Below are 25,714 nucleotides of genomic sequence, written 5' to 3'. Positions count from 1 at the left end.
GGGCGGGGCGGGCGGCCCGTCAGTCCCGGGCGAGTTCGGCCTCGGCCTCGGCCAGCGCGGCGAACTCCTCCTCGGGGGCGTTGGCGACCAGCCGGTGGCGGCTGTAGAAGGCGAAATAGGCCAGCGCGATCGCGTAGACACCCAGCGCGATGAACGCCGCGTCCTTGTCCACAAGGAAGGTGGCCACCAGCGCGAACAGCGCGAGCACGAAGGCGACGGAGGAGGTCAGGATGCCGCCCGGCGTGCGGTAGGGACGCTCCAGGTCCGGCTCGCGGCGCCGCAGGACCACGTGCGAGAGCGCCATCAAAGCGTACGAGATGGTGGCGCCGAACACCGCCACGTTCAGCATCCGCCCGCCGTTGCCGCTCCACGCGGCCAGCGCGAACCCGATCGCGCCGGGGATCAGCAGGCCGAGGTAGGGCGACTTGCGGCGGCTGGTCAGGGACAGGAAGCGGGGCAGATAGCCGGCCCGGGACAGGGCGAAGAGCTGGCGCGAGCCCGCGAAGATCAGCGAGAAGAACGACGCCACCAGGCCCGCGAGCCCCGCGTAGTTGACGAACCTGCTGAGCGCGGTGGGCCCGCCGTCGCCCTGGAGCGCCACCACCAGCGGGTTGCCCGCGTCCTTGAGGGCCGCCGAGCCGTGCGCCCCGGTCGCGGCCAGGAACGTCACCACGGCGAGCAGGACGAGGACCGACAGCGCGATGGCGAGCGCGCGCGGCATGGACCGCACCGGATCCTTGGCCTCCTCGGCCGCGAGCGGCACCCCCTCGACGCCGAGGAAGAACCACATGCCGAAGGGGAACGCGGCCCAGATGCCGAGCACGCCGAACGGCAGCCACGAGCCGGCGCCGAGCGCCGAGGTGTCCACCGGGATGTCGTTGAGACGGGACGCGTCGAAGTCGGTGAACGCGCCGACGGCGAAGACCAGCAGGGCAGCCACCGCGATCGCGGTGACGACCAGGCTGAAGCGCAGCGCCTCGCCCACGCCCCACAGGTGGATCCCGATGAAGAGCGCGAAGCAGGCGAGGTGGACCGGCCAGCCCGAGGTGAGCCCGAACAGGCCGAGCGATTCGACGTAGTCGCCGATGAACAGCGAGATCGCGGCGGGCGCCAGGATGTACTCGATGAGGATCGCGGTGCCGGTCAGGAATCCGCCCCAGGTGCCGAGCGCCCGGCGCGCGAAGCCGTAACCGCCGCCCGCCGTGGGCAGGATGGCGGAGAGTTCGGCGAGCGAGAAGACGAGACAGGCGTACATGATGCCCATCAGGACGGTGGCCGCCGCAAGGCCGCCGAAGCCGCCCTTGGACAGGCCGATGTTCCAGCCGGAGAAGTCGCCCGAGACCACATAGGCGACGCCGAGCCCGGTCAGCAGCAGCCAGCCGGCGCTGCCGCGCCGCAGGGTGCGCCGGTGCAGATAGTCGTCCTCGGCGGTGGCGGGTGGTGCGGTGCGCAGGTCGGTGCCCTCGGCCATGAGCCGCTCCAGATGATCGTCGGGGGAGATCAATTCAATGGTTTGGCTGCATACCTTTGCCGTAGGGCGCGGTGATGCGCAAGGGGTGGGCGCGAAACCGGGGTCCGGACCCGCTCAGGTCAAGAAGCCGCGCAGCAGCGCCGCCGTCCCCGCGCAGTGCTCCCGCATCGCCTCGCGCGCGCCGTCCGCGTCGCCGTCGAGCACCGCCTCGACGAGCGCGGTGTGCTGGTGCTGGGAGTGCTCCAGGTTGCGCACCAGGAGCGGGATGCAGTCCAGGAGGTCGTTGACGGTGGCCCGGACCGCCGCGTACTGGGCGGTGAGCGTGGGGGATCCGGACAGCTCGGCCAGGGTGAGGTGGAGCAGGGTGTCCTGGCGGCGGTAGTCGCAGAGTTCGGCGTCGTGGGTCGCGGCGAGCGCGGCGCGCAGCCGCCCGGCGCCCCGCTCGCCCAGTCCGTGCGCCGCGCACAATCCGGCCGCCCCGGTCTCCAGGACCTCACGGAAGCGCAGGGTGTCCTCGACGTCGACGGACGCGACGCGCCTGCGCAGCTCGTCCTCGCCGCCCTCGGCTGCCCTGGCCAGCACGAACGTGCCGCCGTAGCGGCCGCGCCTGCTCTCCACGAGGCGCTGGTCCTGGAGCACCTTCAAGACCTCGCGCAGGGTGACCCGGCTGATCCCCATCCGCTCGGCCAACTCCCGTTCGGGCGGCAGCCGTTCACCCGGTGGCACGAGCCCGAGGCGGAGCAGCTGGAGGACCTGCTCCAGCGCCTCCTCGAAGCCGTTCCCGGCCCGTACGGTCCGCAGGACGGGCACCAGCGCGTCCGGTCTCCCGCCCTCTGCCGCGTCCGGCCTCCCGCGCTCTGCCGAGTCCGCCGAGTCGATCTTCTTCGCCACGTCGTGGATTCCTCTTCCCAATCAATGGTCCTACCCCATACCTTATGGCTCTCGGCTGACCCAAGGAGGAGCTTCCCGTGGCAGACCGCACACCCCCGCTCTCGATCGAGGAGCTGCGAGACCTCGTCGCGAGCGGTGAGATCGACACTGTCGTCCTGGCCTTCCCCGATATGCAAGGGCGGTTGCAGGGCAAGCGCTTCGCGGCCGGCTTCTTCCTGGACGAGGTCCTGGCGCACGGCACCGAGGGCTGCAACTACCTGCTGGCCGTGGACACCGAGATGAACACGGTCGACGGCTACGCGATGTCCTCCTGGGAGCGTGGCTACGGCGACTTCGCGATGCGCCCGGATGCGGCGACGCTGCGCCGCGTGCCGTGGAACGAGGGCACCGCGATGCTCATCGCCGATCTCGGCTGGAGCGACGGCGCCCCGGTCGTCGCCGCGCCCCGCCAGATCCTCCGCCGCCAGCTGGAACGGCTCGCGGAGCTCGGCTACACCGCCCAGGTGGGCACCGAGCTCGAATTCATCGTCTTCCGGGACAGCTACGAGCAGGCCTGGGACGCGGGGTACCAGGGCCTGACCCCGGCCAATCAGTACAACATCGACTACTCCGTGCTCGGCACCGGCCGCATCGAGCCGCTGCTTCGCCGCATCCGTAACGAGATGCAGGCCGCGGGTCTGACCGTCGAGTCCGCCAAGGGGGAGTGCAACCCCGGCCAGCACGAGATCGTCTTCCGCTACGACGAGGCCCTGGTCACCTGCGACCAGCACGCGATCTACAAGACCGGCGCCAAGGAGATCGCGGCCCAGGAGGGCGTCTCGCTCACCTTCATGGCCAAGTACGACCAGCGCGAGGGCAACTCCTGCCACATCCACCTCTCGCTCACCGATGAGGACGGCCGCAATGTGATGGCGGGCGACGGACCCGGTCACATGTCGCCCCTCATGCGCCACTTCCTGGCCGGCCAGCTCGCCGCGCTGCGGGACTTCTCCCTCCTGTACGCGCCGAACATCAACTCCTACAAGCGCTTCCAGCCGGGCTCCTTCGCGCCCACCGCCGTCGCCTGGGGGCACGACAACCGCACCTGCGCGCTGCGGGTCGTCGGCCACGGCGCCTCGACCCGGTTCGAAAACCGCCTCCCGGGCGGCGACGTCAACCCCCACCTCGCCGTCGCCGGACTCGTCGCGGCCGGCCTGTACGGCATCGAGAACGAGCTGGAGCTGCCCGAGGCCTGCACGTCCAACGCCTATGTCGGCGACTACGCCCACGTCCCCACCACCCTGCGCGAAGCCGCCGAACTGTGGGAGAACAGCCCCATCGCCAAGGCCGCGTTCGGGGACGAGGTCGTCGCGCACTACCGCAACATGGCGCGGGTCGAACTCGACGCGTTCGACGCCGCGGTGACCGACTGGGAGCTCCGCCGCTCCTTCGAACGCCTGTGAGGAACGCCTTGTCCACCGCGTCCACCGCGTACGAGCTACAGGTACTCAACCCCGCCACCGAGGAGGTGATCGCGGTCGTCGCCGGCGCCACCGTCGCCGACGTGGACGCCGCGGTCGCACGGGCCAGGGCGGCCCAGCGCGGCTGGGCCGCCGCGGCCCCCGCCGACCGCGCCCGCCTCCTGCGCCGCTTCGCGGCCGTGGTCGACCAACACATCGAGGAACTGGCCCACTTGGAGGTTCAGGAGGCCGGGCACACCATCGGCAACGCCCGCTGGGAGGCGGGCAACGTCCGCGACCTGCTCGACTTCTCGGCCGGGGGAGTGGAGCGCCTGAGTGGGCGTCAGATCCCGGTCGCGGGCGGCCTCGACATCACCCTGCTCGAACCGCTCGGCGTGGTCGGTGTCATCGCCCCCTGGAACTTCCCGATGCCCATCGCCGCCTGGGGCACCGCCCCCGCGCTCGCGGCCGGCAACGCGGTGATCCTCAAGCCCGCGGAGACCACCCCGCTCACCGCCCTGCGGCTGGCCGGCCTCGCCCTGGAGGCGGGGCTGCCCGAAGGCCTCTTCCAGGTCCTGCCCGGCGCGGGCACGATCGCGGGGGACGCGCTCGTCGAGCACCCCGGCGTCGCGAAGATCGTCTTCACCGGGTCCACCCGCGTCGGCAAGCAGATCATGGCCAAGTGCGCCGACCGCGTGAAGCGGGTGACCCTCGAACTCGGCGGCAAGAGCCCCAACATCGTCTTCGCCGACGCCGACATCGAGGCGGCGGCCGCCGCCACCCCCATGTCCTTCCTCGACAACTGCGGCCAGGACTGCTGCGCCCGCACCCGCATCCTGGTCCAGCGCGGCGCGTACGACCGCTTCATGGAACTGCTCGGCCCCGCCATCGAGGAGATCGCGGTCGGTGATCCGGCCGACGAGAAGACGATGATGGGCCCGCTCATCTCGCGCGTCCAGCTGGACCGCGTCCGCTCCTACGTCCCCGGCGACGCGCCCGCGCTGCGCGGCAGCGCACCCGACGGGCCCGGCTTCTGGTTCCCGCCGACCGTCCTGACCGGCCTGGGCCCGGAGGCGCCCGCCGCCGTCGAGGAGGTCTTCGGGCCGGTCGCCGTCGTGCTCCCCTTCGAGGACGAGGAGGACGCGGTACGGCTCGCCAACGCCACCGACTACGGGCTTTCCGGCTCGATCTGGACCCGCGACATCGGCCGCGCGCTGCGCCTCTCGCGCGCCGTCGCGGCTGGCAACCTGTCCGTCAACTCCCATTCCAGCGTGCGCCATTCGACCCCGTTCGGCGGCTACAAGCAGTCCGGCCTCGGCCGCGAGCTCGGCCCCGACGCCCTGGCCGCATTCACCGAGACCAAGAACGTCTTCATCAGCACGGAGGCCTGAGCACCCATGACCGACGACACCGCAACGATCCCTGGGGACTCCCCCCGGACCCCCGTCTGCCGCCGCCTGGCCGGCCGCACCGCCGTCATCACCGGAGCCGGCAGCGGCATCGGACTCGCGACCGCCAAGCGCCTGGCCGCCGAGGGCGCCCACGTGGTGTGCGGCGACATCGACGAGAGCGCCGGCAAGGCCGCCGCCGAAGCCGTCGGCGGGCTCTTCGTCAAGGTCGACGTCACCGACCAGGAACAGGTCGAGGCGCTGTTCAAGACGGCGTTCGACACCTACGGCAGCGTCGACATCGCGTTCAACAACGCGGGCATCTCGCCGCCCGACGACGACTCGATCCTCACCACCGGACTCGACGCCTGGCGCCGCGTCCAGGAGGTCAACCTCACCTCCGTCTATCTGTGCTGCAAGGCCGCGCTGCCCTACATGCGGCGCCAGGGCCGGGGCTCCATCATCAACACCGCCTCGTTCGTGGCCGTCATGGGCGCGGCGACCTCGCAGATCTCCTACACCGCCTCCAAGGGCGGGGTGCTCGCGATGTCGCGCGAGCTCGGTGTGCAGTTCGCCCGCGAGGGCATCCGCGTCAACGCGCTGTGCCCGGGTCCCGTCAACACCCCGCTGCTCCAGGAGCTGTTCGCCAAGGACCCCGAGCGCGCCGCGCGCCGCCTGGTGCACATCCCGGCGGGCCGCTTCGCCGAGGCCGACGAGATCGCCGCCGCCGTCGCCTTCCTCGCGAGCGACGACTCCTCCTTCATCAACGCCACCGACTTCCTGGTCGACGGCGGCATCTCCGGGGCGTACGTCACGCCGCTCTAGAAGGGCCGGCCCCCGCTGTTCACCCGGCGGTCACGCATTGGGCAGCCGGGCGTCGCACGACGCCCGGCCGCGCTGTCTAGCGTCCGTGACGATCTTCCCTACGACAGGAGTCCTCCAGCGTGTCTGCGCTCTTCGCGGTCCCCGCCGTCCGCCGGCTTCCCGTCCTCGCCGCGGCGCTCTCCATGGCCGCCGCCGGGCTCGTCGCCGCACAGCCCGCCGAGGCACACCCGGCGCGCTGCCCCCAACTGACCGTCTCCCAGGGGTGGTTCGGCGACAACCAGGACCGCATCCAGGACCTGATCGACACGTACGGCACCTGCGAGGCGCGCGCGGGCCACGGCAAGAAGAAGCCGGTCGCCGTCTTCGACTGGGACAACACCGTCGTCAAGAACGACGTCGGTGACGCCACCATGTACTGGCTGCTGCGCCACTCCAAGATCCAGCGCCCGGCGCACGGAGACTGGCGCACCACCAGCCGCTACCTCACCAAGGACGCGGCCACGGCGCTGTCCGCCGCGTGCCCGGCGGGCCCCTCCAAGACGCTGCCGACCGCGAGCGACACGCGGTGCGCGGACGAAATCCTCGCGGTGTACGGCGAGGGCGCCACCAGCGCGGGCACGACCGCCTTCGCCGGGTACGACCGCCGCACCATCGAGCCCTCCTACGCCTGGCTCGCCCAGCTCCTGCACGGCTGGACCCCGGCGCAGGTCCGGTCCTTCGCGGCGGCGGCCCGCGCCGAGAACCTGTCGGCCCCGGCCGACGCCGTCCAGACGGTCGGCAGCAACACCAAGGCCACCGCCTGGGTGCGCTACTACGACCAGCAGCGCGATCTGATCCGTACGCTCCAGAGGGCCGGCTTCGACGTGTGGATCACCTCCGCGTCGCCCGAGCCCGTGGTGGACGTCTGGGCGCGCGGCGCGGGCGTGGACCCGGACCACGCCATCGGCATCCGCTCCACCACCGAGCACGGCCGTCTCACCTCGCACCTCGTGGGATGCGGCTCGGCCAAGGACGGCGACGACTCGGTGATCACCTACATCGACGGCAAGCGCTGCTGGATCAACCAGGAGATCTTCGGGGTGCGCGGCGCCGCCGCCGAGCGCGTACAGCCGGCCGGCCGGCGGCAGGTGTTCGCGGCCGGCGACTCCGACACCGACGTCTCCTTCCTGCGGGACGCCACGGGTCTTCGGCTCGTCCTGAACCGCAACAAGAACGAGCTGATGTGCCGGGCGTACGACGACAGCGACGGCCGCTGGATCGTGAACCCGATGTTCATCGAGCCCAAGGGCCAGAAGACGGCGCCCTACCCCTGCGCCACCACCGGCTACACCGGCCGCGACGGCACCCCGGCCCCGGTGCGCCGCGCCGACGGCTCGGTCGTCCCGGACCAGCGGGACTCCGTGTACGCCGGCTGAACACGGGTTCTAGGCTGGGGCCATGACCTTGACGACCCCGCCCGGCTGGTACGCGGATCCGGGCCTGCCCGGCAACGAACGCTGGTGGGACGGCGCGGCCTGGACCGCGCACACCCGCGCCGCAGGCCAGCAGGGCTACGGGCCCCCGGCCGCGGTCGTGGCCCCGCCGCCCGCCCGTCGGCGCGGCCGGGCGGCGGTCATCGCCTCGGCCGCCGTGCTCCTGGTGGCCGGGATCGCCGCCGCCGTCCTCGTCGCCCGGCCCGGGGACGACGGGGCGCGGGCGGCGGCCCCGAGCAAGGGGCCCAAGGCGCCGTCGGCCGCCAACGCCCCGGCCCCGCAGGACAGTCCCGCGCCCTCGCGCGATCCGCACCGGCTCGTCGACCAGCTCAACGGCATCACCCTGCCCATCCCGGACGGCTGGGAGGAGGGCGACGACCCGGTGACCGGACGCGTCACCATGGTGACCAAGGACATCCTGTACTGCCCGGGCGACCAGGGGTACTGCCGTGGCGGCGGGGTCTCCACGACGACGGCCACCCGGACCGACCTCACGACCCCCGAGGCCGTCGCCAAGAACGACATCGCCGACGCCGCCAAGGACGCCTACGACGCGGACCCCACAGGCAACGGCGTCCACCACTACAACGGCATCACCTCGCACCAGGAGGTGAAGTCCGCCCCCGTGTCGGTCGGCGGGAGCACCGGCTATCTGGTGCGCTGGCGGGTCAAGACAGGCGCGGGGTCGGGCGGTTACGTCGAATCCCTCGCCTTCCCCGCGCCCATGGCCAACCAGGCGATGGTCATCGTGCGGCTCTCCTTCGACGCGGGGTCCGACGGGCCGCCGCTCGCCCTCATGGACACCATCACGCAGGGCATCGCGCCGATCGGTGGCGGTGGCGGCGGCGCTGGCAATAGCGGCGGCGGTCACGGCGGCGTCGGCACCAGCCTGGCCCCGCCCTCGCCGTGATCCGGTGGCGGATCTACAGGAACGTGCGGCCCTCGCCCCGGTAGGTCGGCACGGTCGCCGTCACGCGGTCGCCCTCCACCAGGTGCAACTCCCCGAAACGCTCGCACAGTTCGCCCGCCTTGGCGTGCCGGAACCACACCTTGTCGCCGATCAGCAGGTCGTCGGCGGGGGAGCCGAGCAGCGGCGTCTGCACCTCGCCAGCGCCCTCCTGCGGGTCGTAGCGCAGGCCCTCCGGCAGATACGGCACCGGAAGGCGGTCCGCGCCGGGCGCGCCCGAGGCCGGGTAGCCGCCGCCGAGCACGGTCACCACGCCGACGCCCGGCCGGCGCACCACCGGCTGGGCGAACAGGGCGGCCGGGCGCCCGCTGAAGGAGGTGTAGTTGTCGAAGAGCCGCGGCACATAGAGCCCCGAGCCCGCGGCGATCTCGGTCACCGCCGCCTCGGCCGCCGTGTGCTGCACACTGCCCGTGCCGCCGCCGTTGACGAACTCCAGATCCGGCGCGACCGCCCGCACCGCGCGCACCACTTGGGCCCGCCGCGCCGCGAGCTCCTTGCGGGCCACGGCCTGCATCGCCCGGATCGCCCGCGAACGCAGCGGACGCCCCGCCACCGCGTCCCCGACCCCGGCGACATGACCCTCGTACGCCATCAGACCCACCAGCCGGAAACCCGGACGCCGAGCCACCGAGCGGGCCAGTTCGGCCAGTTGGGCCGGGGTGCGCAGCGGGGAGCGGCGGGCGCCGACACGCACCCGGCCCCCCAGCAGCTGGAGCGAGGTGTCCAGCTCCAGGCAGACCCGCACCTCGTGCCCGGCGCCCTCGCGGGCCCGGTCCACCAGGTCGAGCTGCGCCGGGTCGTCGATCATCACGGTGATGGCGCCGGCGAGCTTGGGATCCCCGGTCAGCTCGGCGAACGCCGCGCGGTCGGTGGAGGGATAGGCGAGCAGTACGTCCTCGAACCCGGCGCGCGCCAGCCACACCGACTCCGCGAGCGTGAAGGACATCAGGCCCGCGAAGCCGGGCCGGGCGAGCACCCGCTCCAGGAGCGCGCGGCAGCGCACCGACTTGCTGGCCACCCGGACCGGCTTGCCGGCCGCGCGGCGGACGACGTCATCCGCGTTGGCGTCGAACGCCTCCAGATCGACGATCGCCACCGGCGCGTCGAGATGAGCGGTCGCCCGGTCGTACCGGGCGCGGTCAGCGGCGCGGGGTGTCATGGCGGAAGCCTGCCAGAACCGGTTACCACAAGGTAGGGGTCGAGGAGCGCGGACCGCACGGGATGCCGCGGCGCCCGGACCGGTCCGCGCCCGGACCGGTCTGCGCCCGCACAGGATCAGCCCGTAGAGTGACGCCCGAGCGCGAAAGGGCTGGACCGGACGGCAAGAGGGGTACGAGGGGGGCGGATGACCACCGACGCACGGCCCCCGCACACCACCCCCCAACTGCCCTCCCCCGCACCGGAACCCGAGGCGTCCGCTCCCCCCGCGCCGGCTCCCGCCGGGCCCGCGCCCGCCCGCGCCACCGACCGGCCGCGCCGCGCGCTCGGCCTGATGGACCCGGGCCCGGTCCTGCCCGACCGGCCGAACACCCCCATACCCTCCGGGGTTTCGGCGCCGCCTCCCGTCGCCCTACCTCCCACCGCGCTGCCGCCCGCCGCGATACCCGCGCCGCCGGCCGCCCCGCCCAAGCCGCTGCTGCCCCCGCCACCGCTGTCCGACGAGCCGGGCCCGCTGCGGCCGGTGCCGGCCCGCAGGCCCGGGCGCGTGGCGGCGGCCGCGGTCTGCGTCGTCCTCGGCGCCGGGCTCATCGGCGGGGCGGCGGCCGGCACCTGGCTCGACGGGGGCTCCGGCGGGCCCTCGGCCCCCAGCACCTACACCGCCGCGCGCGAGCTGTGGCACAGCGTCCCCGTCGACACCCTCTTCCCGCCCAGCATCCGGGGCACCGGCGCGGGCCCGGGCGGCGCGGACCGCCAGTGGACCCGGATCGGCGTCGCGCCGGACGGCGACTGCGCGGACGCGCTCGACCCCCTGCTCCTGAAGGTCGTGGCACCGGTCGGCTGCGCCCGTATGCTGCGCGCCACCTACACCGACGCGACCGAGACCAGCGTGATCACCGTCGGACTCCTCTTCACCCGCGCCCAGCCCGCCGCGATGACCGCCCTGGCGAACCGGTTCAGCAACGAGAAGCTGGGGGAGCGTACGGACCTGATGCCGAGGCCCTACGCCGTCAAGAACAGCGCCGCCGCCGCGTTCGGCGACAAGCAGCGTGCGAGCTGGACGGTACGGGTGCTCACGGACGCGCCCGTCGTCGTCACCGCCGTCTCGGGGTTCGCGGACGGCCGCGTGGCCCCCGCGCCGCAGTCCGCCGACGCGGCCACGGCCCAGGCGGCGAGCGGACCCGTGGCCGAGGCGGGCCTCGGCCACGGCGCCAAGGGCATCGCCGACACCGTCGAACGCGACCTGCGCAAGAAGGTGGCCTCGGGCCCGGAGCGTGCGCGGTGACCCGGCAACCGGCGGCTGGAGCGCCGATGACCGCGCGGCGCGCCCGGGTGCCCGTCGTCCGGGCGCGCCGCGCGGCCGCGCTGGGCGCCGCCGCCGCGCTCACCCTGCTCGTCGCAGCAGGACCCGCGCACGCCGACGGCATCCGCGACCGCCAGTGGGAACTGGGCGCCATGCACACCCAGCAGGCCTGGCGCACCTCCCAGGGCAAGGGCGTGACCGTCGCGGTCCTGGACACCGGTGTCGACGCCGACCACCCCGACCTCGCGGGGCAGGTACTGCCCGGCAACGACCTCATCGGCTTCGGCGCGGGGCCCGGCAGCCGCGACTGGGCCCGGCACGGCACCGCCATGGCCGGGATCATCGCGGGCCACGGGCACGGCGCGGACAACCGCTCCGGCGTGCTCGGCATCGCGCCCGAGGCCAGGATCCTTCCCGTCCGCGTCATCCTGGAGTCGACCGACCCGGCCCGCGCACAGGCCCGCGAGTCCAAGGGCGGCGCGCTCGCCGACGGCATCCGCTGGGCCGCCGACAACGGCGCCGACGTCATCAACCTCTCGCTCGGCGACGACAGCGCCTCCGCGCACCCCGAACCCGCCGAGGACGCCGCGATCCAGTACGCGCTCGGCAAGGGCGCCGTCGTCGTGGCCTCGGCCGGCAACGGCGGCGACTCCGGCGACCACATCTCCTACCCGGCCGCCTATCCCGGCGTGATCGCGGTGGCCGCCGTCGACAAGAACGGCACCCACGCCTCCTTCTCCACCCGGCGCTGGTACGCCACCGTCAGCGCACCCGGCGTGGACGTCGTGATAGCCGACCCGGACCGCAAGTACTACGAGGGCTGGGGCACGAGCGCCGCCTCCGCCTTCGTGTCCGGCGCCGTCGCCCTGCTGCGCTCGGCCGACCCGGGCCTGACCCCGGCGCAGATCAAGAAGCTCCTCCAGGACACCGCGCGCGACTCCCCCCGGGGCGGCCGCGACGACGCCCGTGGCTACGGCATGATCGACCCGGCCGCCGCCCTCGCCGCCGCGGCCGGACTGAAACCGGGCGCGGTACGCCCCCAGGCCGCCGGGTACGGCAGGACCTACTTCGGCGGCGGCCCCGACGTGCCGGCCGCCTCGGACGACCCGGGCGACTGGCTCGCCCCGCTCTCCGCAGGCGGCGGCGTCCTGCTGCTCGCCACCGGCGTGGCGCTGTGGCGCTCCACCCGGGTCAAGACGCCGCGCGAGTGGCTGTAGGCCGGTCCGGAGGCCGTGCGGGACCGGCAGGCCTGCCCGGTTAGTCTCATGGCGTGGCGCTCAAGAACATTCCGGATTCCGGCTTCTCCGACGACGACGGCACCGCCGCCCCCGAACTGACCGAGGCGCTGGCCGCCTGGGCCGAGGACAGATCGGCCGAGCCGCGCGTGCTCGCCGCGCTGCGCACGGCGCGGCTGCTGGTCCCCGTGGTCGCGCTGCTGGGTGAGAGCGAGATCGACGAACACGGCCTCAAGCGCGAGAAGACCAGCGACATGGCGGTGCCCACCCTGAAGGCGGGCGGGCGCACGGCGCTGCCCGCGTTCACCTCGACCCAGACGCTCGCGCTGTGGGACCCGGCGGCCCGGCCGGTGGCGGTCCCGCTGCGCCAGGCGCTCGCGGCCGCCGTGCACGAGAAGGCGGACACCGTGGTCATCGACCTGGCGGGGCCGGTGGCGTACGAACTGAAGGGTGCGGCCCTGCTCGCCCTGGCCGAGGGGCGCGCCGATGCCGATCCGCTCCAGGACCCGGCGGTGATCGAGGCGGTACGCTCGGCGGTGGCCGCCGTCCCCGAGGTGCTGCGCGCCCACCTCGGCCCCGGCAGCGCCGACGGCACGCTCGCCCTGGTCCTCGCCGACGGAGCGGCGCCCGCCGAGGCCGGACGCCGGGTGGCCGAGCTGATCGCCGCCGACGAGACCCTGCGGGCCCGTCTTGTGCGGGGCCTCGACCTGGCCGTGCTGCCGTCCGGGGCCCCACAGCCGAACGGGCCGCTGTTCACCCGTTGAGGTGAGGAGCGGCCCGTGCGCGCGTCGGTCCTGGAGGAAGGGCTCAGCCGAAGACGGCGCCCGTGTACTTCTCGCCCGGCCCCTGGCCCGGCGCGTCCGGCACGAGGGAGGCCTCGCGGAAGGCCAGCTGGAGCGACTTCAGGCCGTCGCGCAGGGGCGCGGCGTGGAAGGAGGAGATCTCGGTGGCCCCGGCGTCCAGGAGGCCGGCCAGGGCGTGCACCAGCTTGCGGGCCTCGTCGAGGTCCTTGTGCTGGTCGCCCTCCTCGGTCAGGCCGAGCTTCACGGCGGCGGCGCTCATCAGGTTCACGGCGACCGTCACGATCACCTCGACCGCCGGGACCTCCGCGATGTCGCGGGTCATGGTGTCGAAGTCGGCGGTGCCGGCGGATGCGTCGGCGGAGGTGGCGGCAGCGGTGTTCAGGGGGGGCGTCTCACTCATGCCCCCACGATAGGCGCTGGTCGGACCCGGCCCCTCCGGCACGCTCGGTTGGTCCCTGCGCCGGGTTGCTGCTAACCTTGTGTAACGACCGGCCAGGCACGTGTGCCCGGCCCACAAGTGGAGGCTCCGATCTCCCACCCGGCCACCCTCACGGGAGGCGGGTCATCCGGTCAGGTGGCCCCCATCGTTCCGTACGGACGATGGAGCCGCCCGATGTGCGCCCCGCGGTGGACCCGCGGCGTGTGTTCCGGTTTTCTTGGAGCCCCGCCTGTGTCCGTCCGGGGCATTTTTTGTGCCTCGCGGCGGTTGGTCACGTCATCCAGACGTACGCGGCTGCCTGCCAGGCAGTCGTGTGGTGCTACTGAGGAGGATCCATCAGCGCCGAGCCCCGCATCAACGACCGGATTCGCGTTCCCGAGGTCCGACTTGTCGGCCCCAGCGGCGAGCAGGTCGGAATCGTTCCGCTTGCCAAGGCCCTGGAGCTCGCCCAGGAGTATGACCTCGACCTGGTCGAGGTCGCGGCGACCGCCCGTCCGCCCGTGTGCAAGCTCATGGACTACGGGAAGTTCAAGTACGAGTCGGCCATGAAGGCCCGTGAGGCGCGCAAGAACCAGGCGCACACGGTCATCAAGGAGATGAAGCTCCGGCCGAAGATCGACCCGCACGACTATGACACCAAGAAGGGTCACGTCGTCCGGTTCCTCAAGCAGGGCGACAAGGTCAAGATCACGATCATGTTCCGCGGTCGTGAGCAGTCCCGGCCGGAGCTCGGCTACCGCCTGCTCCAGCGTCTCGCCTCGGACGTGGAGGACCTCGGCTTCGTCGAGTCCAGCCCGAAGCAGGACGGCCGGAACATGATCATGGTTCTCGGTCCGCACAAGAAGAAGACCGAGGCGATGGCCGAGGCCCGCGAGGCCCAGGCGGCCCGCAAGGCCGAGCGCCAGGGTCAGTCGGCCCCGGCGGACGAGTCCGTCGAGGACGAGCCCGCCACCGAGGCCGTGGCCGAGGAACACCCCGCCGAGGCCTGATTCCGGGACAGCCCGTTCCGGACATCAAACCGACATATATGACGCTCCCGCGCGCCGGTCCCCGGACCGGCTGGGAGCGCCACTGACGAGGAGATAACGGCGCTATGCCGAAGAACAAGTCGCACAGCGGTACCAGCAAGCGCTTCAAGATCACCGGCTCTGGCAAGGTGCTTCGTGAGCGTGCCGGCAAGCGCCACCTGCTCGAGCACAAGTCGTCCAAGAAGACCCGCTCGCTGACGGGCACGGTCGTCGTGGCTCCGGCCGACGCCAAGAAGATCAAGAAGCTTCTCGGCAAGTGACGTTCCTCCGCCTCCCTCCGTCGGAGGCGGAACGTCGAGACCGGGACCCATTCGATTTCGGGCCGTGTGAGTCCAACCACGGCCCCGCTACAAGGAGTTAAACAAGTGGCACGCGTCAAGCGGGCAGTCAACGCCCACAAGAAGCGCCGGGCGATCCTCGAGGCGGCCTCCGGCTACCGCGGTCAGCGTTCGCGCCTGTACCGCAAGGCCAAGGAGCAGGTCACCCACTCGCTGGTCTACAACTACAACGACCGCAAGAAGCGCAAGGGCGACTTCCGTCAGCTGTGGATCCAGCGCATCAACGCCGCTGCCCGCCAGAACGGCATGACGTACAACCGCCTCATCCAGGGTCTGAAGGCCGCCAACATCGAGGTGGACCGCAAGATCCTCGCGGAGCTGGCCGTCAACGACGCCAACGCGTTCGCCGCGCTCGTCGAGGTGGCCCAGAAGGCCCTCCCGAGCGACGTCAACGCCCCGAAGGCCGCGTAAGCGCCTGACGGCTTGTTGAGCCGGACCGGACCCGCAGGCCGATGGCCTGCGGGTCCGGACGCGTTGGGGGCCCGGGCCCCTCGGGGGCTGCGCCCCCGAAAGCCCGCCTCGGGGGGCGTGCCCCCGAACCCCCGTTTCGGGGCTGTGCCCCCGTGCCCCCGGGCCCCTGCCTCGGGGGGCGTGCTCCTGCACCCCCGTCTCGGGGGCCGTGCCCCCCGGCGTCCGTCTTGGGGGTCGTGCCCCCGGGCCCCCGCGTCTTGGGGGTCGTGCCCCCGGGGCTCCGTCTCGGGGGCGTGCCTCCGGGGCTCCGTCTTGGGGGCCGTGCCTCTGGGGTTTCGCCCCGGGGGCTGTGCCTCCGAACCTCCGTCTCGGGGGTTGTGTCTCCGGGCGTCCGTGTCGGGGGGCGTGCCCCTGTACCCCCCTCTCGGGGGTCGTGCCCGCGTCCGTCTTGGGGGGCGTGCCTCCGAGCCTCGGTCTCGGGGTTGTGCCTCCGGGACCCCGTCTCGGGGGTCGTGCCTCCGGGACCCCGTCTTGGGGGTCGTGCCCCCGGGCGTCCGTCTTGGGGGTCGTGCCTCCGGGACCCCGTCTCGGGGTTGTGCCTCCGGGACCCCGTCTCGGGGTTGTGCCTCCGGGACCCCGTCTCGGGGGTCGTGCCTCCGGACCCCGCCTCCGGGGCCACGTCCCCGGACCCCGCCTCAGGGGCCACGCCCCCGCCTCCGGGGTCGCGCCCCGGGACCCCGCTACGGTGGGTCCGGCTCCGGGCTTCGGCGGGTGTGGCCGGTCGGCGGGGGGTACGTTCCTCGAAGTCGCTCCGGCGGTCCTGCCGCCCCCCTCGGTGGGTGCGTCCCGGACCCCGGGTTTTCGGGGGGTCCGGGGGCCGGCCCAAGACGAGGCTCCTCCCAGGGGGGAGCCCTTCGGGACGAGGGCCCCCGGGGCGGGGCGCAAGTCCCCGTCCGGGACGGCGTCCCGGATCCACCCCCCGCCCGCCACCTCGTAGAGAGACCGCGTACATGCCCAGCCCCGAGCTGATCTCCTCCCGTTCCCCCCGCGTCGCCGCCGCGAAGCGGCTCGCCCGGCGCAACTTCCGGGGCAAGGAACGCCGGTTCATCGCCGAGGGGCCGCAGGCTGTGCGCGAGGCCGTCGAGCACCGCAGCGGCGGCGAGGCCACCCTGACCGAGCTGTTCACCACCGTCGAGGCCGCCGAGCGCTACGCCGACATCGTGGCCGCCGCCCGCCAAGCGGGTGCCCGGGTGCACTACGCCGACGACGAGGTCCTGGCCGAGGTCTCCCAGACCGTCACCCCGCAGGGCCTGGTCGGCGTCTGCCGCTTCCTGGACTCGCCGTTCGAGGAGATCCTCAAGGCGCGGCCCAAGCTGGTCGCCGTGCTCGCGCACGTCCGCGACCCCGGCAACGCCGGCACCGTCCTGCGCTGCGCGGACGCCGCGGGCGCCGACGCGGTCGTGCTCACCGACGCCTCCGTCGACCTCTACAACCCCAAGTCCGTACGCGCCTCGGTCGGTTCGCTCTTCCATCTGCCGGTCGCCGTCGGCGTCCCGGTGGAGCAGGCCGTCCAGGGGCTGCGGGACGCGGGCGTACGGATCCTTGCGGCCGACGGCGCGGGCTCGGACGACCTCGACGCCGAGCTGGACGCGGGCACAATGGGCGGGCCCACCGCGTGGATCTTCGGCAACGAGGCGTGGGGCCTGCCCGAGGAGACCCGCGCCCTCGCCGACGCCGTGGTACGCGTGCCGATCCACGGCAAGGCCGAAAGCCTGAACCTCGCCACCGCCGCCGCCGTATGTCTCTACGCCTCCGCCCGTGCGCAGCGCGCTCCCGCAGGGTGCCGCTCCGTGACCTCCGCCTAGTAGGGTGTCGGGCTCGGGGGCCCACTGAGCGCTTCGGAGAGGTGGGGTACGGGGATGGGTGTCGGCATGAGCAGCACCGGCGAGGGCGCCGCGCCCCGCCCGTCCGGCCGCCCCGGCGGCGTCGGGGTTCACGGGGTTCCTGGGGTTCTCGGCGCTCCCGGCGTTCTCGGCTTCGACCCCGACGACCTGCCCGACGGCATTGTGGTCGCCGACGACAAGGGGCGGGTGATCTGTTTCAACGCCGCCGCCGTCAGAATCACCGCGATTCGCCAGCACCAAGCCCTCGGCTTCCCGCTGGAGCGGGCGCTGCCCTTGGAAGACCTCAAGGGCCGCCGCTGGTGGCAGCTCACCGACCCCTACGGCGGCCTCGCCATCCGGACCGGCCAGCCCGAACGCAATCTGCTGCTGCCCGGCGGGCGCGAAGTGCTGGTCTCCGCGCGGTACGTACGCGAAAACCCCACCGGGCCGGTGCGCCGGGTCGTGGTCAGCCTGCGCTCCACCGAGGCCAGGCGGCGCACCGAACGCTCGCACGCCGAGCTCATCGCCACCGTCGCCCACGAGCTGCGCTCCCCGCTGACCTCCGTCAAGGGCTTCACCGCGACGCTGCTCGCCAAGTGGGAACGGTTCACGGACGCGCAGAAGCGGCTGATGCTGGAGACCGTCGACGCCGACGCCAACCGCGTCACCCGGCTCATCGCCGAACTCCTGGACATCTCGCGCATCGACTCCGGCCGCCTCGAAGTGCGACGTCAGCCCGTCGACATGCCGGCCGCCGTCGGCCGCCACCTCCAGGCCCATGTCGCATCGGGCCAGGCCCCGGACCGCTTCCTCGTGCGGGTCCTGTGCCCGCTGCCCGATCTGTGGGCCGACCCCGACAAGATCGACCAGGTGCTAGGCAACCTGCTGGAAAACGCGGTGCGCCACGGTGAGGGAACTGTCACCATCGAGGTGGCGCCCGCGCCACTGCGTATCGACGAGCACGACGAGAAGGGAACGGCCGTCACCGTGAGCGACGAAGGTCCCGGCATCCCCGAGGAGTCGATGGGCCGTGTCTTCACCCGCTTCTGGCGGGGGAGCAAGCGCGGCGGGACCGGCCTCGGCCTCTACATCGTCAAGGGCATCGTCGAAGCGCACGGCGGCACCATCACGGTCGGCCGCGGCCCGGGCGGCGGCGCCCAGTTCCGATTTATCCTGCCCGTCGGCGCTCCGGCGTATCTCCAGTAGACCGCCCCCGAGCCGCCACGGGCGCACTCGCATTCCACCACCCCGTTAGACTCGACCTTTGGCGCGTTTGTGTCCGCGCGCTTGTCGCGGTATCGCTGTCGCGGTCGCGGGGACCCCCGGCCTGGGGGCACCTCCCAGTGTGAGCTGGGGGCCAATCGGAAGCACGGGAAGAGATGTCGGCACCTAACAAGTCGTACGACCCTGTCGAGGTCGAGGCGCTGAAACCGGAAGAGATCGAGCGCATGCGGGACGAGGCGCTTGCCGCCTTCGCCGCCGCCCGCGACCTCGACGAGCTCGCCCAGGCGAAGACCGCGCACACCGCAGGCACCTCGCCCCTCTCGCTCGCCAACCGCGAGATCGGCGCGCTGCCGCCGCAGGCCAAGGCCGCGGCCGGCAAGCTCGTGGGCATGGCCCGCGGCGCCGTGAACAAGGCGCTGGCCGCCCGCCAGGCCGAGCTGGAGGACGAGCGGGACGCCCGGGTCCTGGTCGAGGAGGCCGTGGACGTCACGCTGCCCCACGACCGCGTCCCGGCCGGTGCCCGCCACCCGCTGACCACGCTCTCGGAGCGCATCGAGGACGTCTTCGTCGCCATGGGCTACGAGGTCGCCGAGGGTCCCCAGGCCGAAGCCGAGTGGTTCACCTTCGACGCGCTCAACATCGGCCCCGACCACCCGGCCCGCACCGAGCACGACACCTTCTTCGTGCGGGGCCCCGAGGGCGCCGCGGGCTCCGGTGTCGTCCTGCGCACGCACACCTCGCCCGTGCAGGTCCGCTCGCTGCTGCGCGGCGAGCCCCCGGTGTACGTGATCTGCCCCGGCCGGGTGTACCGCACCGACGAGCTGGACGCCACGCACAGCCCGGTCTTCCACCAGGTCGAGCTGCTGGCCGTGGACGAGGGCCTGACCATGGCCGACCTCAAGGGCACCCTCGACCACATGGTCAAGGCGCTGTTCGGCGAGGACATGAAGACGCGCCTGCGGCCGAACTTCTTCCCCTTCACCGAGCCGTCCGCCGAGATGGACATGGTCTGTTACGTGTGCCGGGGCGAGTCCGTGGGCAACCCGGACCGCCCGTGCCGCACCTGCTCCTCCGAGGGCTGGATCGAGCTCGGCGGCTGCGGCATGGTCAACCCCAAGGTGCTGACCGCCTGCGGCGTGGACCCCGAGAAGTACAGCGGGTTCGCCTTCGGCTTCGGCATCGAGCGAATGCTGATGTTCCGCCACAACGTGGAAGACATGCGAGACATGGTCGAGGGTGACGTCCGGTTCACCCGGCCGTTCGGGATGGAGATCTGATGCGGGTCCCGCTTTCCTGGCTGCGGGAGTACGTCGATCTCCCCGCCACCGAGACCGGCCGTGACGTGCAGGCCAGGCTCGTCGACACCGGCCTTGAGGTCGAGACCGTCGAACAGCTCGGCGCCGGCCTGAAGGGTCCGCTCGTCGTCGGCAAGGTCCTCACCATCGAGGAGCTGGAGGGCTTCAAGAAGCCCATCCGCTTCTGCACCGTCGACGTCGGCCAGGCCAACGGCACCGGCGAGCCCCAGGAGATCGTCTGCGGCGCCCGCAACTTCGCCGTCGGCGACAAGGTCGTCGTGGTGCTGCCCGGCGCGGTGCTGCCCGGTGATTTCGCGATCGCCGCGCGCAAGACGTACGGCAGGACCTCGCACGGCATGATCTGCTCCAGTGACGAGCTCGGCATGGGCCCGGACACCACCGGCGGCATCATCGTGCTCCCGCCGGAGCACGAGGTGGGCACCGACGCCATCGCGCTGCTCGAACTCGTCGACGAGGTCCTGGACATCGCGGTGACCGCCAACCGGGGCGACTGCCTGTCGATGCGCGGCGTGGCCCGCGAGACCGCGATCGCCTACGGCCTGCCGCTGCGCGACCCGGCCCTGCTCGACGTGCCCGCGCCCAACTCCTACGGCTACCAGGTCAAGATCGCCGACCCGATCGGCTGCGACCGCTTCACGGCGCGCACCGTGACCGGCCTGGACCCCGAGGCCCGCTCGCCGATCTGGCTCCAGCGCCGGCTCCAGAAGGCCGGGATGCGGCCGATCTCGCTCGCCGTGGACATCACCAACTACGTGATGATCGAGCTCGGCCAGCCGCTGCACGCCTACGACCGCACGCTGGTCGAGGGGCCCATCGGGGTGCGCCGTGCCGAGCCGGGCGAACTGCTCACCACCCTCGACGGCACCAAGCGCAAGCTCGACGCCGCCGACCTCGTCATCACCGACGACCGGGGTCCCATCGGCCTCGCCGGTGTGATGGGCGGAGCCAACACCGAGATCGCCGACTCCGTCACGGACCCCGAGACCGGCGAGGTCAAGGGCACCACCGACGTCGTCATCGAGGCCGCCCACTTCGACCCGGTCGCCATCGCCCGCACCGCCCGGCGCCACAAGCTGTCCTCCGAGGCGTCCAAGCGCTTCGAGCGCGGCGTCGACCCGCAGGCCGCGGCCGCCGCCGCCCAGCGCACCGTCGATCTGCTCGTGCTGCTCGCGGGCGGCACGGCCGAGGCCGGCGTCACCGAGCTCGTCTCGCCGTCCGCGCCGCGCACCATCAAGATGGCGGCCGATCACCCGGACCGCGTCGCGGGCATCGCGTACGGCCGCGAGACCGTCGTGCGCCGCCTCCAAGAGGTGGGCTGCGACGCGTACGGGCAGGACGAGCTCGTCGTGACCGTGCCGTCCTGGCGCCCCGACCTGACCGAGCCGAACGACCTGGCCGAAGAGGTCATCCGCCTGGAGGGCTACGCCAACCTGCCCTCCACGCTGCCCAGGCCGCCGGCCGGGCAGGGTCTGACGGAGCGTCAGCGACTGCACCGCAGGGTCGGCCGCGCGCTCGCCGGGGCCGGATTCACCGAGGCGCCGAGCTACCCGTTCGTCGCCGAGTCGGTCTTCGACCAGCTCGGTCTGGACGCGGACGACGCCAACCGCTCCGTGGTGACGCTGGTCAACCCGCTCAGCGACGAGGAGCCGGCGCTGCGCACCACGCTCCTGCCGGGCCTGCTGGCCACGCTGCGCCGCAACGCCGGGCGCGGCAGTCACGACCTGGCGCTCTTCGAGACGGGTCTGGTCTTCCACCCCTCGACGACGCCGGGTGTCGCCGCCCGGCTGCCCGTCGACCGCCGCCCCACCGACGAGGAGATCGCCGCCCTGGACGCCGTGCTGCCCGCGCAGCCGCGGCACGTGGGCGCCGTCCTCGCCGGCGCGCGCGAGCAGGCCGGCTGGTGGGGCAAGGGCCGCCCGGCCGACTGGGCCGACGCGGTGGAGGCCGCGCGGACCGTGGCCCACGAGGCGGGGCTCGAACTCGCCGTGGAACAGGGCCAGTACGGCCCCTGGCACCCGGGCCGCTGCGCCGAGCTGTATGTGTTCCCCGAGGGCGTCAAGACCCTCGTCGGACACGCAGGTGAGCTGCACCCGCGCGTCGTCAAGTCGTTCGGCCTGCCCGCCCGCAGCTGCGCGATGGAGCTGAACCTCGACGTCCTTGAGCGGGCCGGCGAGGGCGTCGTGCGGGCGCCGTCGATCTCCACCTTCCCGGTGGCCACCCAGGACGTGGCGCTCGTCGTCGACGCCGGGGTACCGGCCGCCGCCGTGGAGAACGCGCTGCGTGTCGGCGCCGGTGAACTCCTTGAGTCCATCCGCCTGTTCGACGTCTACAGCGGCGAGCAGACCGGCGAGGGCAAGAAGTCGCTCGCCTACGCGCTGCGCTTCCGCGCCGCCGACCGCACCCTGACCGTCGAGGAGGCATCGGCCGCCCGCGACGCGGCGGTGGCCCACGCGGCCGACGTCACGGGCGCGGTGCTGCGCGGGGCGTAGCCCGCGGCAGAACGCACCGGGAGGGGCGCACCGGGAATCCCGGCGCGCCCCTCTCGTCGTATGCCGTCATGGACGCCGAGGGCGCCGCCGCCCTGCCGGGAGTGCCGGGCGGCGCGGACAGGGCGGCGGCGCCGGGAACGAGCCGCCGCACTGTGTCGTGGGGGGCCGGCGGCCCGGTTGCCTCGGGGAGAGGCGTCAATGAGTCAACCGAGCGCGGGCGCCGGTGGGCAGAGGGCGCGGCGCACCAATGCGGGTACTCGCTTCACACCCCGTGTGAACCGGGCTCGCTTACGCTGGTGCCACCGAGCCAACGGAGGGCCCCATGCAGCCCAATACCCTGCTCGACGCCCTGGTGGACGAAGCGGGGATCTCACACGCCGGGCTCGCGGCCCGGGTCAATCAGGCGGGGCGGGCCAGAGGCGTCGCCCTCAGATATGAACACACCGCCGTGGCGCGGTGGTTGAAGGGCCAGCGCCCGCGTGGCCAGGTGCCCGACCTGATCTGCGAGGTGCTGGCCGGGCGGCTGCGGCGCCGGGTCACCCTGGACGACATCGGCCTCGGCGTGCCGGGCGAGCCGGCGCCGGCGCACGGCTCGCCGCTCGCCGGATTCGTCGAGCGGGCCACCGCCCTGTGGCGCTCCGACGAACAGCAGCGAACCCACATCCTCGACGCCCCGGCCGTCACCGGCACCCCGGCCGTCATGCCCGTATGGGAGTGGGAGAACCCGCCGGAGGACACCGATGTCTCCCGCGACGGGCAGACGGCGGTGGGGGAGTGCGACATCGAGATGCTGCGCTCGGCGCGCGAGCACTACGAGCTGATGTACCGCAAGGCGGGCGGCATCGCGACGCGCTCGCGAGTCGTCGGCTTCCTCAACGCCGAGACCGCCCCGCTGCTGCGCGGCGGCTACACGGACGCGACCGGCCGCCAACTGCACCGTGCCACGGGCGGGTTGGTGGCCATCGCGGGCATCTGCGCCTACGACTCCAACGCCCAGGGCCTGGCCCAGCGCTACTTCCACCAGGCGCTGCGGCTCGCGAAGGCCAGTGGCGACAGGGGACTTGGCGCCTATGTCATAGCCCTCCTGGTCAACCAGTCGCTGTTCATGCGCGACTACCGCCAGTCGGTCGCCTTCGCTGAGGCGGCGCTGCGGGCCGCGGGCGCCCGGCTGAGTCCGGCGCTCGCATCCGATCTGCACGCCATGCAGGCCAAGGCCTACGCGCATCTGGGCGACGGCCAGAGCGCGTTGTCCTCGATTCTGAGCGCCGAGGCGGCCGCCGGACGCGTCCGGCCGGGCCAGGAGCCGGCCGAGACCGGCTACGTCCAGCCCGGTCTCGTCAATGTGCAGGTGGCCGAGGCCCTGCTGAGCCTCGGTGATCTGACGGCGGCGCGCGAACAGGCCGCGCTCGCGGCCGACGAGCCCTCCCACGACCGGGGCAGGGTGCACCGCCTCGCGATGCTCGCGCAGATCGAGCTGCGTCAGGGCGACGCCGACCGGGCCGTGGCCACCGCGGTCGAAATGACGGAGCGGGCCCGGGGGATGGAGTCGCAGCGATTGCGTGACCGGTTGCGCGTGGTGCGCGAGCACCTGGTCGCGTCCGGCTGCGCCGGCGCGGCCGAAGCCGCCGCACTGATCGACGGGGCGCTCCGCGTTCCCCTGTGACCGTCAGCCTGCTGCGATATTGCCATCTACTTGTCGGAAGGTGGCAGAAACGTGCAGTGGACGAACCTGAGCGAACAAACGGTGTACGAGAATCGCTGGTTCCGGGTCAACCTCGCGGACGTGGTGCTCCCGGACGGGCGGCACCTGGACCACTTCCTGATCAGGCTGCGGCCGGTCGCCGTGGCCACCGTCGTCAACACCGCCAACGAGGTGCTGCTGCTGTGGCGGCACCGCTTCATCACCGACAGCTGGGGCTGGGAGCTGGCCGCCGGAGTCGTCGAGGACGGCGAGGACATCGAGGCGGCGGCCGCCCGTGAGATGGAGGAGGAGACCGGCTGGCGGCCGGGACCGCTCAAACCGCTGCTCACCGTCGAGCCGGCCAACGGGCTCATCGACGCCCGGCACCATCTGTTCTGGTCCGAGTCGGCCGAGTACATCGGCCACCCCGAGGACGACTTCGAGTCCTCGCGCCGCGAGTGGATCCCCCTCAAGCTGGTGCCCGACCTGGTCGCCAGGGGGAGGTCCCGGCCGCCAACATGGCGGCCGGACTCCTGCTCCTGCACCATCTCCGCCTGGGCGAGGGCTGACCCGCCCGGCGCGAAGTCAGCGACCGAGTGCCTGCCACGCGGCGAGCGTCAGCGCGCCGAGCGCCGTCAGCGCGGTGAGGGCGGGGAGCGGCCATCGCAGATGTTCCAGGGCCGCGACCCGTCCCACCACCTCGGTCACTTCTCGCTCGGTCTGCTCACCCCGCAGGGCGAGCAGCGCGAGCTGCCCGTCCACGCGGGCCATGGCGACGTCCACTTGGCGGCGTAACTCCGCCAGTTCGTCGACGGTGGTCGGATGTCCCGGGTCCCTGGACACGGTTGGCTCCTTATCCCTGTTCCGGAGGTGCCACTGATGTGTTGGCGCAGAGTCAACTCGTCGTGTTCCAGGGGCGGGAGCGTGTGCGATGGGCATATGCGGGCTCGCCGCGCACACCCGGTGTGCGCGGCACGAGCCCGGCTCATGCCTTTCAGACGTACGCCCGCGTATACAGACGTACGCCTTTTTACTCAGGCGTACGAGTAGAAACCGGACCCGGTCTTGCGGCCCAGGCGTCCCGCGTCGACCATGCGCTGGAGCAGCGGGGGAGCGGCGTACAGGGGCTCCTTGTACTCGTCGTACATCGAGTCGGCGACCGAGGCGACCGTGTCGAGACCGATGAGGTCGGACAGCTTCAGCGGGCCCATCGGGTGGGCGCAGCCGAGCTCCATGCCGTTGTCGATGTCCTCACGGCTCGCGATGCCCGACTCGAACATCCGGATCGCCGAGAGGAGATACGGGATCAGCAGCGCGTTGACCACGAAGCCCGAGCGGTCCTGGGCGCGGATCGCGTGCTTGCCGAGCACCTTCTCGACCAGGACCTGGGCGCGGCTGATGGTGCCCTCGGAGGTGGTGAGGGCGGGGATCAGCTCGACCAGCTTCTGCACCGGCGCGGGGTTGAAGAAGTGGATGCCGATGACCTGGTCGGGGCGCGAGGTGGCGACCGCGAGCTTGACCAGCGGGATCGAGGAGGTGTTGGACGCCAAGATCGCGTCCGGGCGGGTCACCACTTGGTCGAGGATCTGGAAGATCTCCGTCTTGACCTGCTCGTTCTCCACGACGGCCTCGATCACGAGATCGCGGTCCGCGAACTCGCCGAGGTCGGTGGTGAAGCTCAGGCGGGCGAGCGTCGCGTCGCGCTCCTCCTCGGAGATCTTGCCGCGCTCGGCGGCCTTCGAGAGGGAGTTGTGCAGCCGGGTGCGGCCGATCTCCAGGGCCTCGCCGGTGGTCTCGGCGACCATGACGTCCAGGCCGCTGCGGGCGCACACCTCCGCGATGCCCGCGCCCATCTGGCCACAGCCCACAATTCCGACGCGTTCGATGTCGGTCACATCGTGCCTTTCGCTCTACAGCAGTCCCCGGCAGGCCCCCCGTGTGATTCCGGCGCCC

22 protein-coding genes and 1 pseudogene are annotated in these 25,714 nt (G+C 72.7%); 17 read left to right on the top strand and 6 right to left on the bottom strand.

All coding sequences use genetic code 11. The features are described 5' to 3' along the window. Positions 1-19 precede the first annotated feature (19 nt). Positions 20-1,471 carry an ethanolamine permease gene (eat, locus tag ABR738_RS08870; RefSeq protein WP_350234487.1) on the bottom strand — a complete coding sequence of 484 codons (1,452 nt, stop codon included), beginning with the start codon at positions 1,469-1,471 and terminating at the stop codon, positions 20-22. A 114-nt stretch (positions 1,472-1,585) separates the two neighbouring features. Then, positions 1,586-2,350, bottom strand: coding sequence for a FadR/GntR family transcriptional regulator (locus tag ABR738_RS08865; RefSeq protein ID WP_502964212.1), 765 nt, complete (start codon positions 2,348-2,350; stop codon positions 1,586-1,588). A gap of 89 nt (positions 2,351-2,439) precedes the next feature. On the opposite strand from ABR738_RS08865, the gene ABR738_RS08860 reads away from it, so the two are divergent. The 5 genes from ABR738_RS08860 to ABR738_RS08840 all read left to right on the top strand — a co-directional run bounded on the left by ABR738_RS08860 (position 2,440) and on the right by ABR738_RS08840 (position 8,396). Beyond that, positions 2,440-3,804 (top strand): glutamine synthetase family protein, encoded by a 1,365-nt coding sequence (locus ABR738_RS08860; protein ID WP_350229421.1) that lies wholly within the window; start codon positions 2,440-2,442, stop codon positions 3,802-3,804. An 8-nt stretch (positions 3,805-3,812) separates the two neighbouring features. After that, complete coding sequence (locus ABR738_RS08855; protein WP_350229420.1) at positions 3,813-5,192, top strand: aldehyde dehydrogenase family protein; 1,380 nt, start codon at positions 3,813-3,815, stop codon at positions 5,190-5,192. 6 nt (positions 5,193-5,198) lie between these two features. Beyond that, positions 5,199-6,014 (top strand): 3-oxoacyl-ACP reductase, encoded by an 816-nt coding sequence (locus ABR738_RS08850; protein ID WP_350229419.1) that lies wholly within the window; start codon positions 5,199-5,201, stop codon positions 6,012-6,014. A gap of 182 nt (positions 6,015-6,196) precedes the next feature. Continuing rightward, positions 6,197-7,429 (top strand): HAD family hydrolase, encoded by a 1,233-nt coding sequence (locus ABR738_RS08845; protein WP_502964211.1) that lies wholly within the window; start codon positions 6,197-6,199, stop codon positions 7,427-7,429. A gap of 22 nt (positions 7,430-7,451) precedes the next feature. Further along, positions 7,452-8,396, top strand: a complete 945-nt coding sequence (locus ABR738_RS08840) for a DUF2510 domain-containing protein (RefSeq protein ID WP_350229417.1) — start codon at positions 7,452-7,454, stop codon at positions 8,394-8,396. A gap of 13 nt (positions 8,397-8,409) precedes the next feature. On the opposite strand, the gene ABR738_RS08835 is transcribed toward ABR738_RS08840, so the two are convergent. Then, a complete protein-coding gene (locus ABR738_RS08835) occupies positions 8,410-9,612 on the bottom strand; it encodes an amino acid deaminase/aldolase (RefSeq protein WP_350229416.1) in 1,203 nt (400 codons plus the stop codon). Positions 9,613-9,798: 186 nt separating this feature from the next. On the opposite strand from ABR738_RS08835, the gene ABR738_RS08830 reads away from it, so the two are divergent. From ABR738_RS08830 to ABR738_RS08820, 3 genes are read left to right on the top strand one after another with little or no spacing between them, the layout of a single operon-like run. Beyond that, entirely contained in the window at positions 9,799-10,896 is a 1,098-nt protein-coding gene (locus ABR738_RS08830) for a hypothetical protein (RefSeq protein ID WP_350229415.1), read from the top strand. 26 nt (positions 10,897-10,922) lie between these two features. Next, positions 10,923-12,131 carry a type VII secretion-associated serine protease mycosin gene (gene mycP / locus ABR738_RS08825; protein WP_350229414.1) on the top strand — a complete coding sequence of 403 codons (1,209 nt, stop codon included), beginning with the start codon at positions 10,923-10,925 and terminating at the stop codon, positions 12,129-12,131. A 53-nt stretch (positions 12,132-12,184) separates the two neighbouring features. Further along, complete coding sequence (locus tag ABR738_RS08820) at positions 12,185-12,913, top strand: SseB family protein (RefSeq protein WP_350229413.1); 729 nt, start codon at positions 12,185-12,187, stop codon at positions 12,911-12,913. A gap of 43 nt (positions 12,914-12,956) precedes the next feature. Here the strand turns inward: ABR738_RS08820 and ABR738_RS08815 are convergent, their stop codons facing one another. Then, positions 12,957-13,352: a DUF1844 domain-containing protein gene (locus ABR738_RS08815; protein WP_350229412.1), complete on the bottom strand. Its 396-nt coding sequence runs from the start codon at positions 13,350-13,352 to the stop codon at positions 12,957-12,959. Between the two features lie 374 nt (positions 13,353-13,726). Here ABR738_RS08815 and infC point away from each other — a divergent pair, with 374 nt between their 5' ends. From infC to ABR738_RS08770, 9 genes and pseudogenes are all read left to right on the top strand, one after another. After that, positions 13,727-14,380 carry a translation initiation factor IF-3 gene (gene infC / locus ABR738_RS08810; protein ID WP_350234485.1) on the top strand — a complete coding sequence of 218 codons (654 nt, stop codon included), beginning with the start codon at positions 13,727-13,729 and terminating at the stop codon, positions 14,378-14,380. Positions 14,381-14,484: 104 nt separating this feature from the next. Further along, a complete protein-coding gene (gene rpmI / locus ABR738_RS08805) occupies positions 14,485-14,679 on the top strand; it encodes a 50S ribosomal protein L35 (protein WP_100577122.1) in 195 nt (64 codons plus the stop codon). Between the two features lie 105 nt (positions 14,680-14,784). Beyond that, positions 14,785-15,168 (top strand): 50S ribosomal protein L20, encoded by a 384-nt coding sequence (gene rplT, locus ABR738_RS08800; RefSeq protein WP_003970214.1) that lies wholly within the window; start codon positions 14,785-14,787, stop codon positions 15,166-15,168. A 1,010-nt stretch (positions 15,169-16,178) separates the two neighbouring features. Beyond that, positions 16,179-17,033: a TrmH family RNA methyltransferase gene (locus tag ABR738_RS08795; RefSeq protein ID WP_350229411.1), complete on the top strand. Its 855-nt coding sequence runs from the start codon at positions 16,179-16,181 to the stop codon at positions 17,031-17,033. Between the two features lie 54 nt (positions 17,034-17,087). Beyond that, entirely contained in the window at positions 17,088-18,257 is a 1,170-nt protein-coding gene (locus tag ABR738_RS08790) for a sensor histidine kinase (protein ID WP_502964054.1), read from the top strand. 173 nt (positions 18,258-18,430) lie between these two features. Further along, positions 18,431-19,552 carry a phenylalanine--tRNA ligase subunit alpha gene (pheS, locus tag ABR738_RS08785; protein ID WP_350229409.1) on the top strand — a complete coding sequence of 374 codons (1,122 nt, stop codon included), beginning with the start codon at positions 18,431-18,433 and terminating at the stop codon, positions 19,550-19,552. Then, positions 19,552-22,080, top strand: a complete 2,529-nt coding sequence (pheT, locus tag ABR738_RS08780) for a phenylalanine--tRNA ligase subunit beta (RefSeq protein WP_350229408.1) — start codon at positions 19,552-19,554, stop codon at positions 22,078-22,080. The genes pheS and pheT overlap by 1 nt, the downstream gene beginning before the upstream one ends. Positions 22,081-22,402: 322 nt before the next feature. Further along, complete coding sequence (locus ABR738_RS08775; RefSeq protein WP_350229407.1) at positions 22,403-23,743, top strand: NsdA family TPR-like regulatory protein; 1,341 nt, start codon at positions 22,403-22,405, stop codon at positions 23,741-23,743. A 51-nt stretch (positions 23,744-23,794) separates the two neighbouring features. Beyond that, positions 23,795-24,330: pseudogene (locus tag ABR738_RS08770) on the top strand (NUDIX domain-containing protein). A 16-nt stretch (positions 24,331-24,346) separates the two neighbouring features. Here ABR738_RS08770 and ABR738_RS08765 read toward each other — a convergent pair. Both ABR738_RS08765 and ABR738_RS08760 read right to left on the bottom strand, forming a co-directional pair. After that, the gene (locus ABR738_RS08765) at positions 24,347-24,604 is read right to left on the bottom strand and encodes a hypothetical protein (protein ID WP_350229406.1); all 258 of its coding nucleotides are present in this window, start codon (positions 24,602-24,604) and stop codon (positions 24,347-24,349) included. Between the two features lie 191 nt (positions 24,605-24,795). Beyond that, entirely contained in the window at positions 24,796-25,656 is an 861-nt protein-coding gene (locus tag ABR738_RS08760; RefSeq protein ID WP_120725057.1) for a 3-hydroxybutyryl-CoA dehydrogenase, read from the bottom strand. Positions 25,657-25,714: the final 58 nt, after the last annotated feature.

The organism is Streptomyces sp. Edi4 (assembly GCF_040253615.1).
Classification (GTDB): Bacteria; Actinomycetota; Actinomycetes; order Streptomycetales; family Streptomycetaceae; genus Streptomyces.
This window is presented reverse-complemented; position numbering and strand designations above follow the sequence as displayed.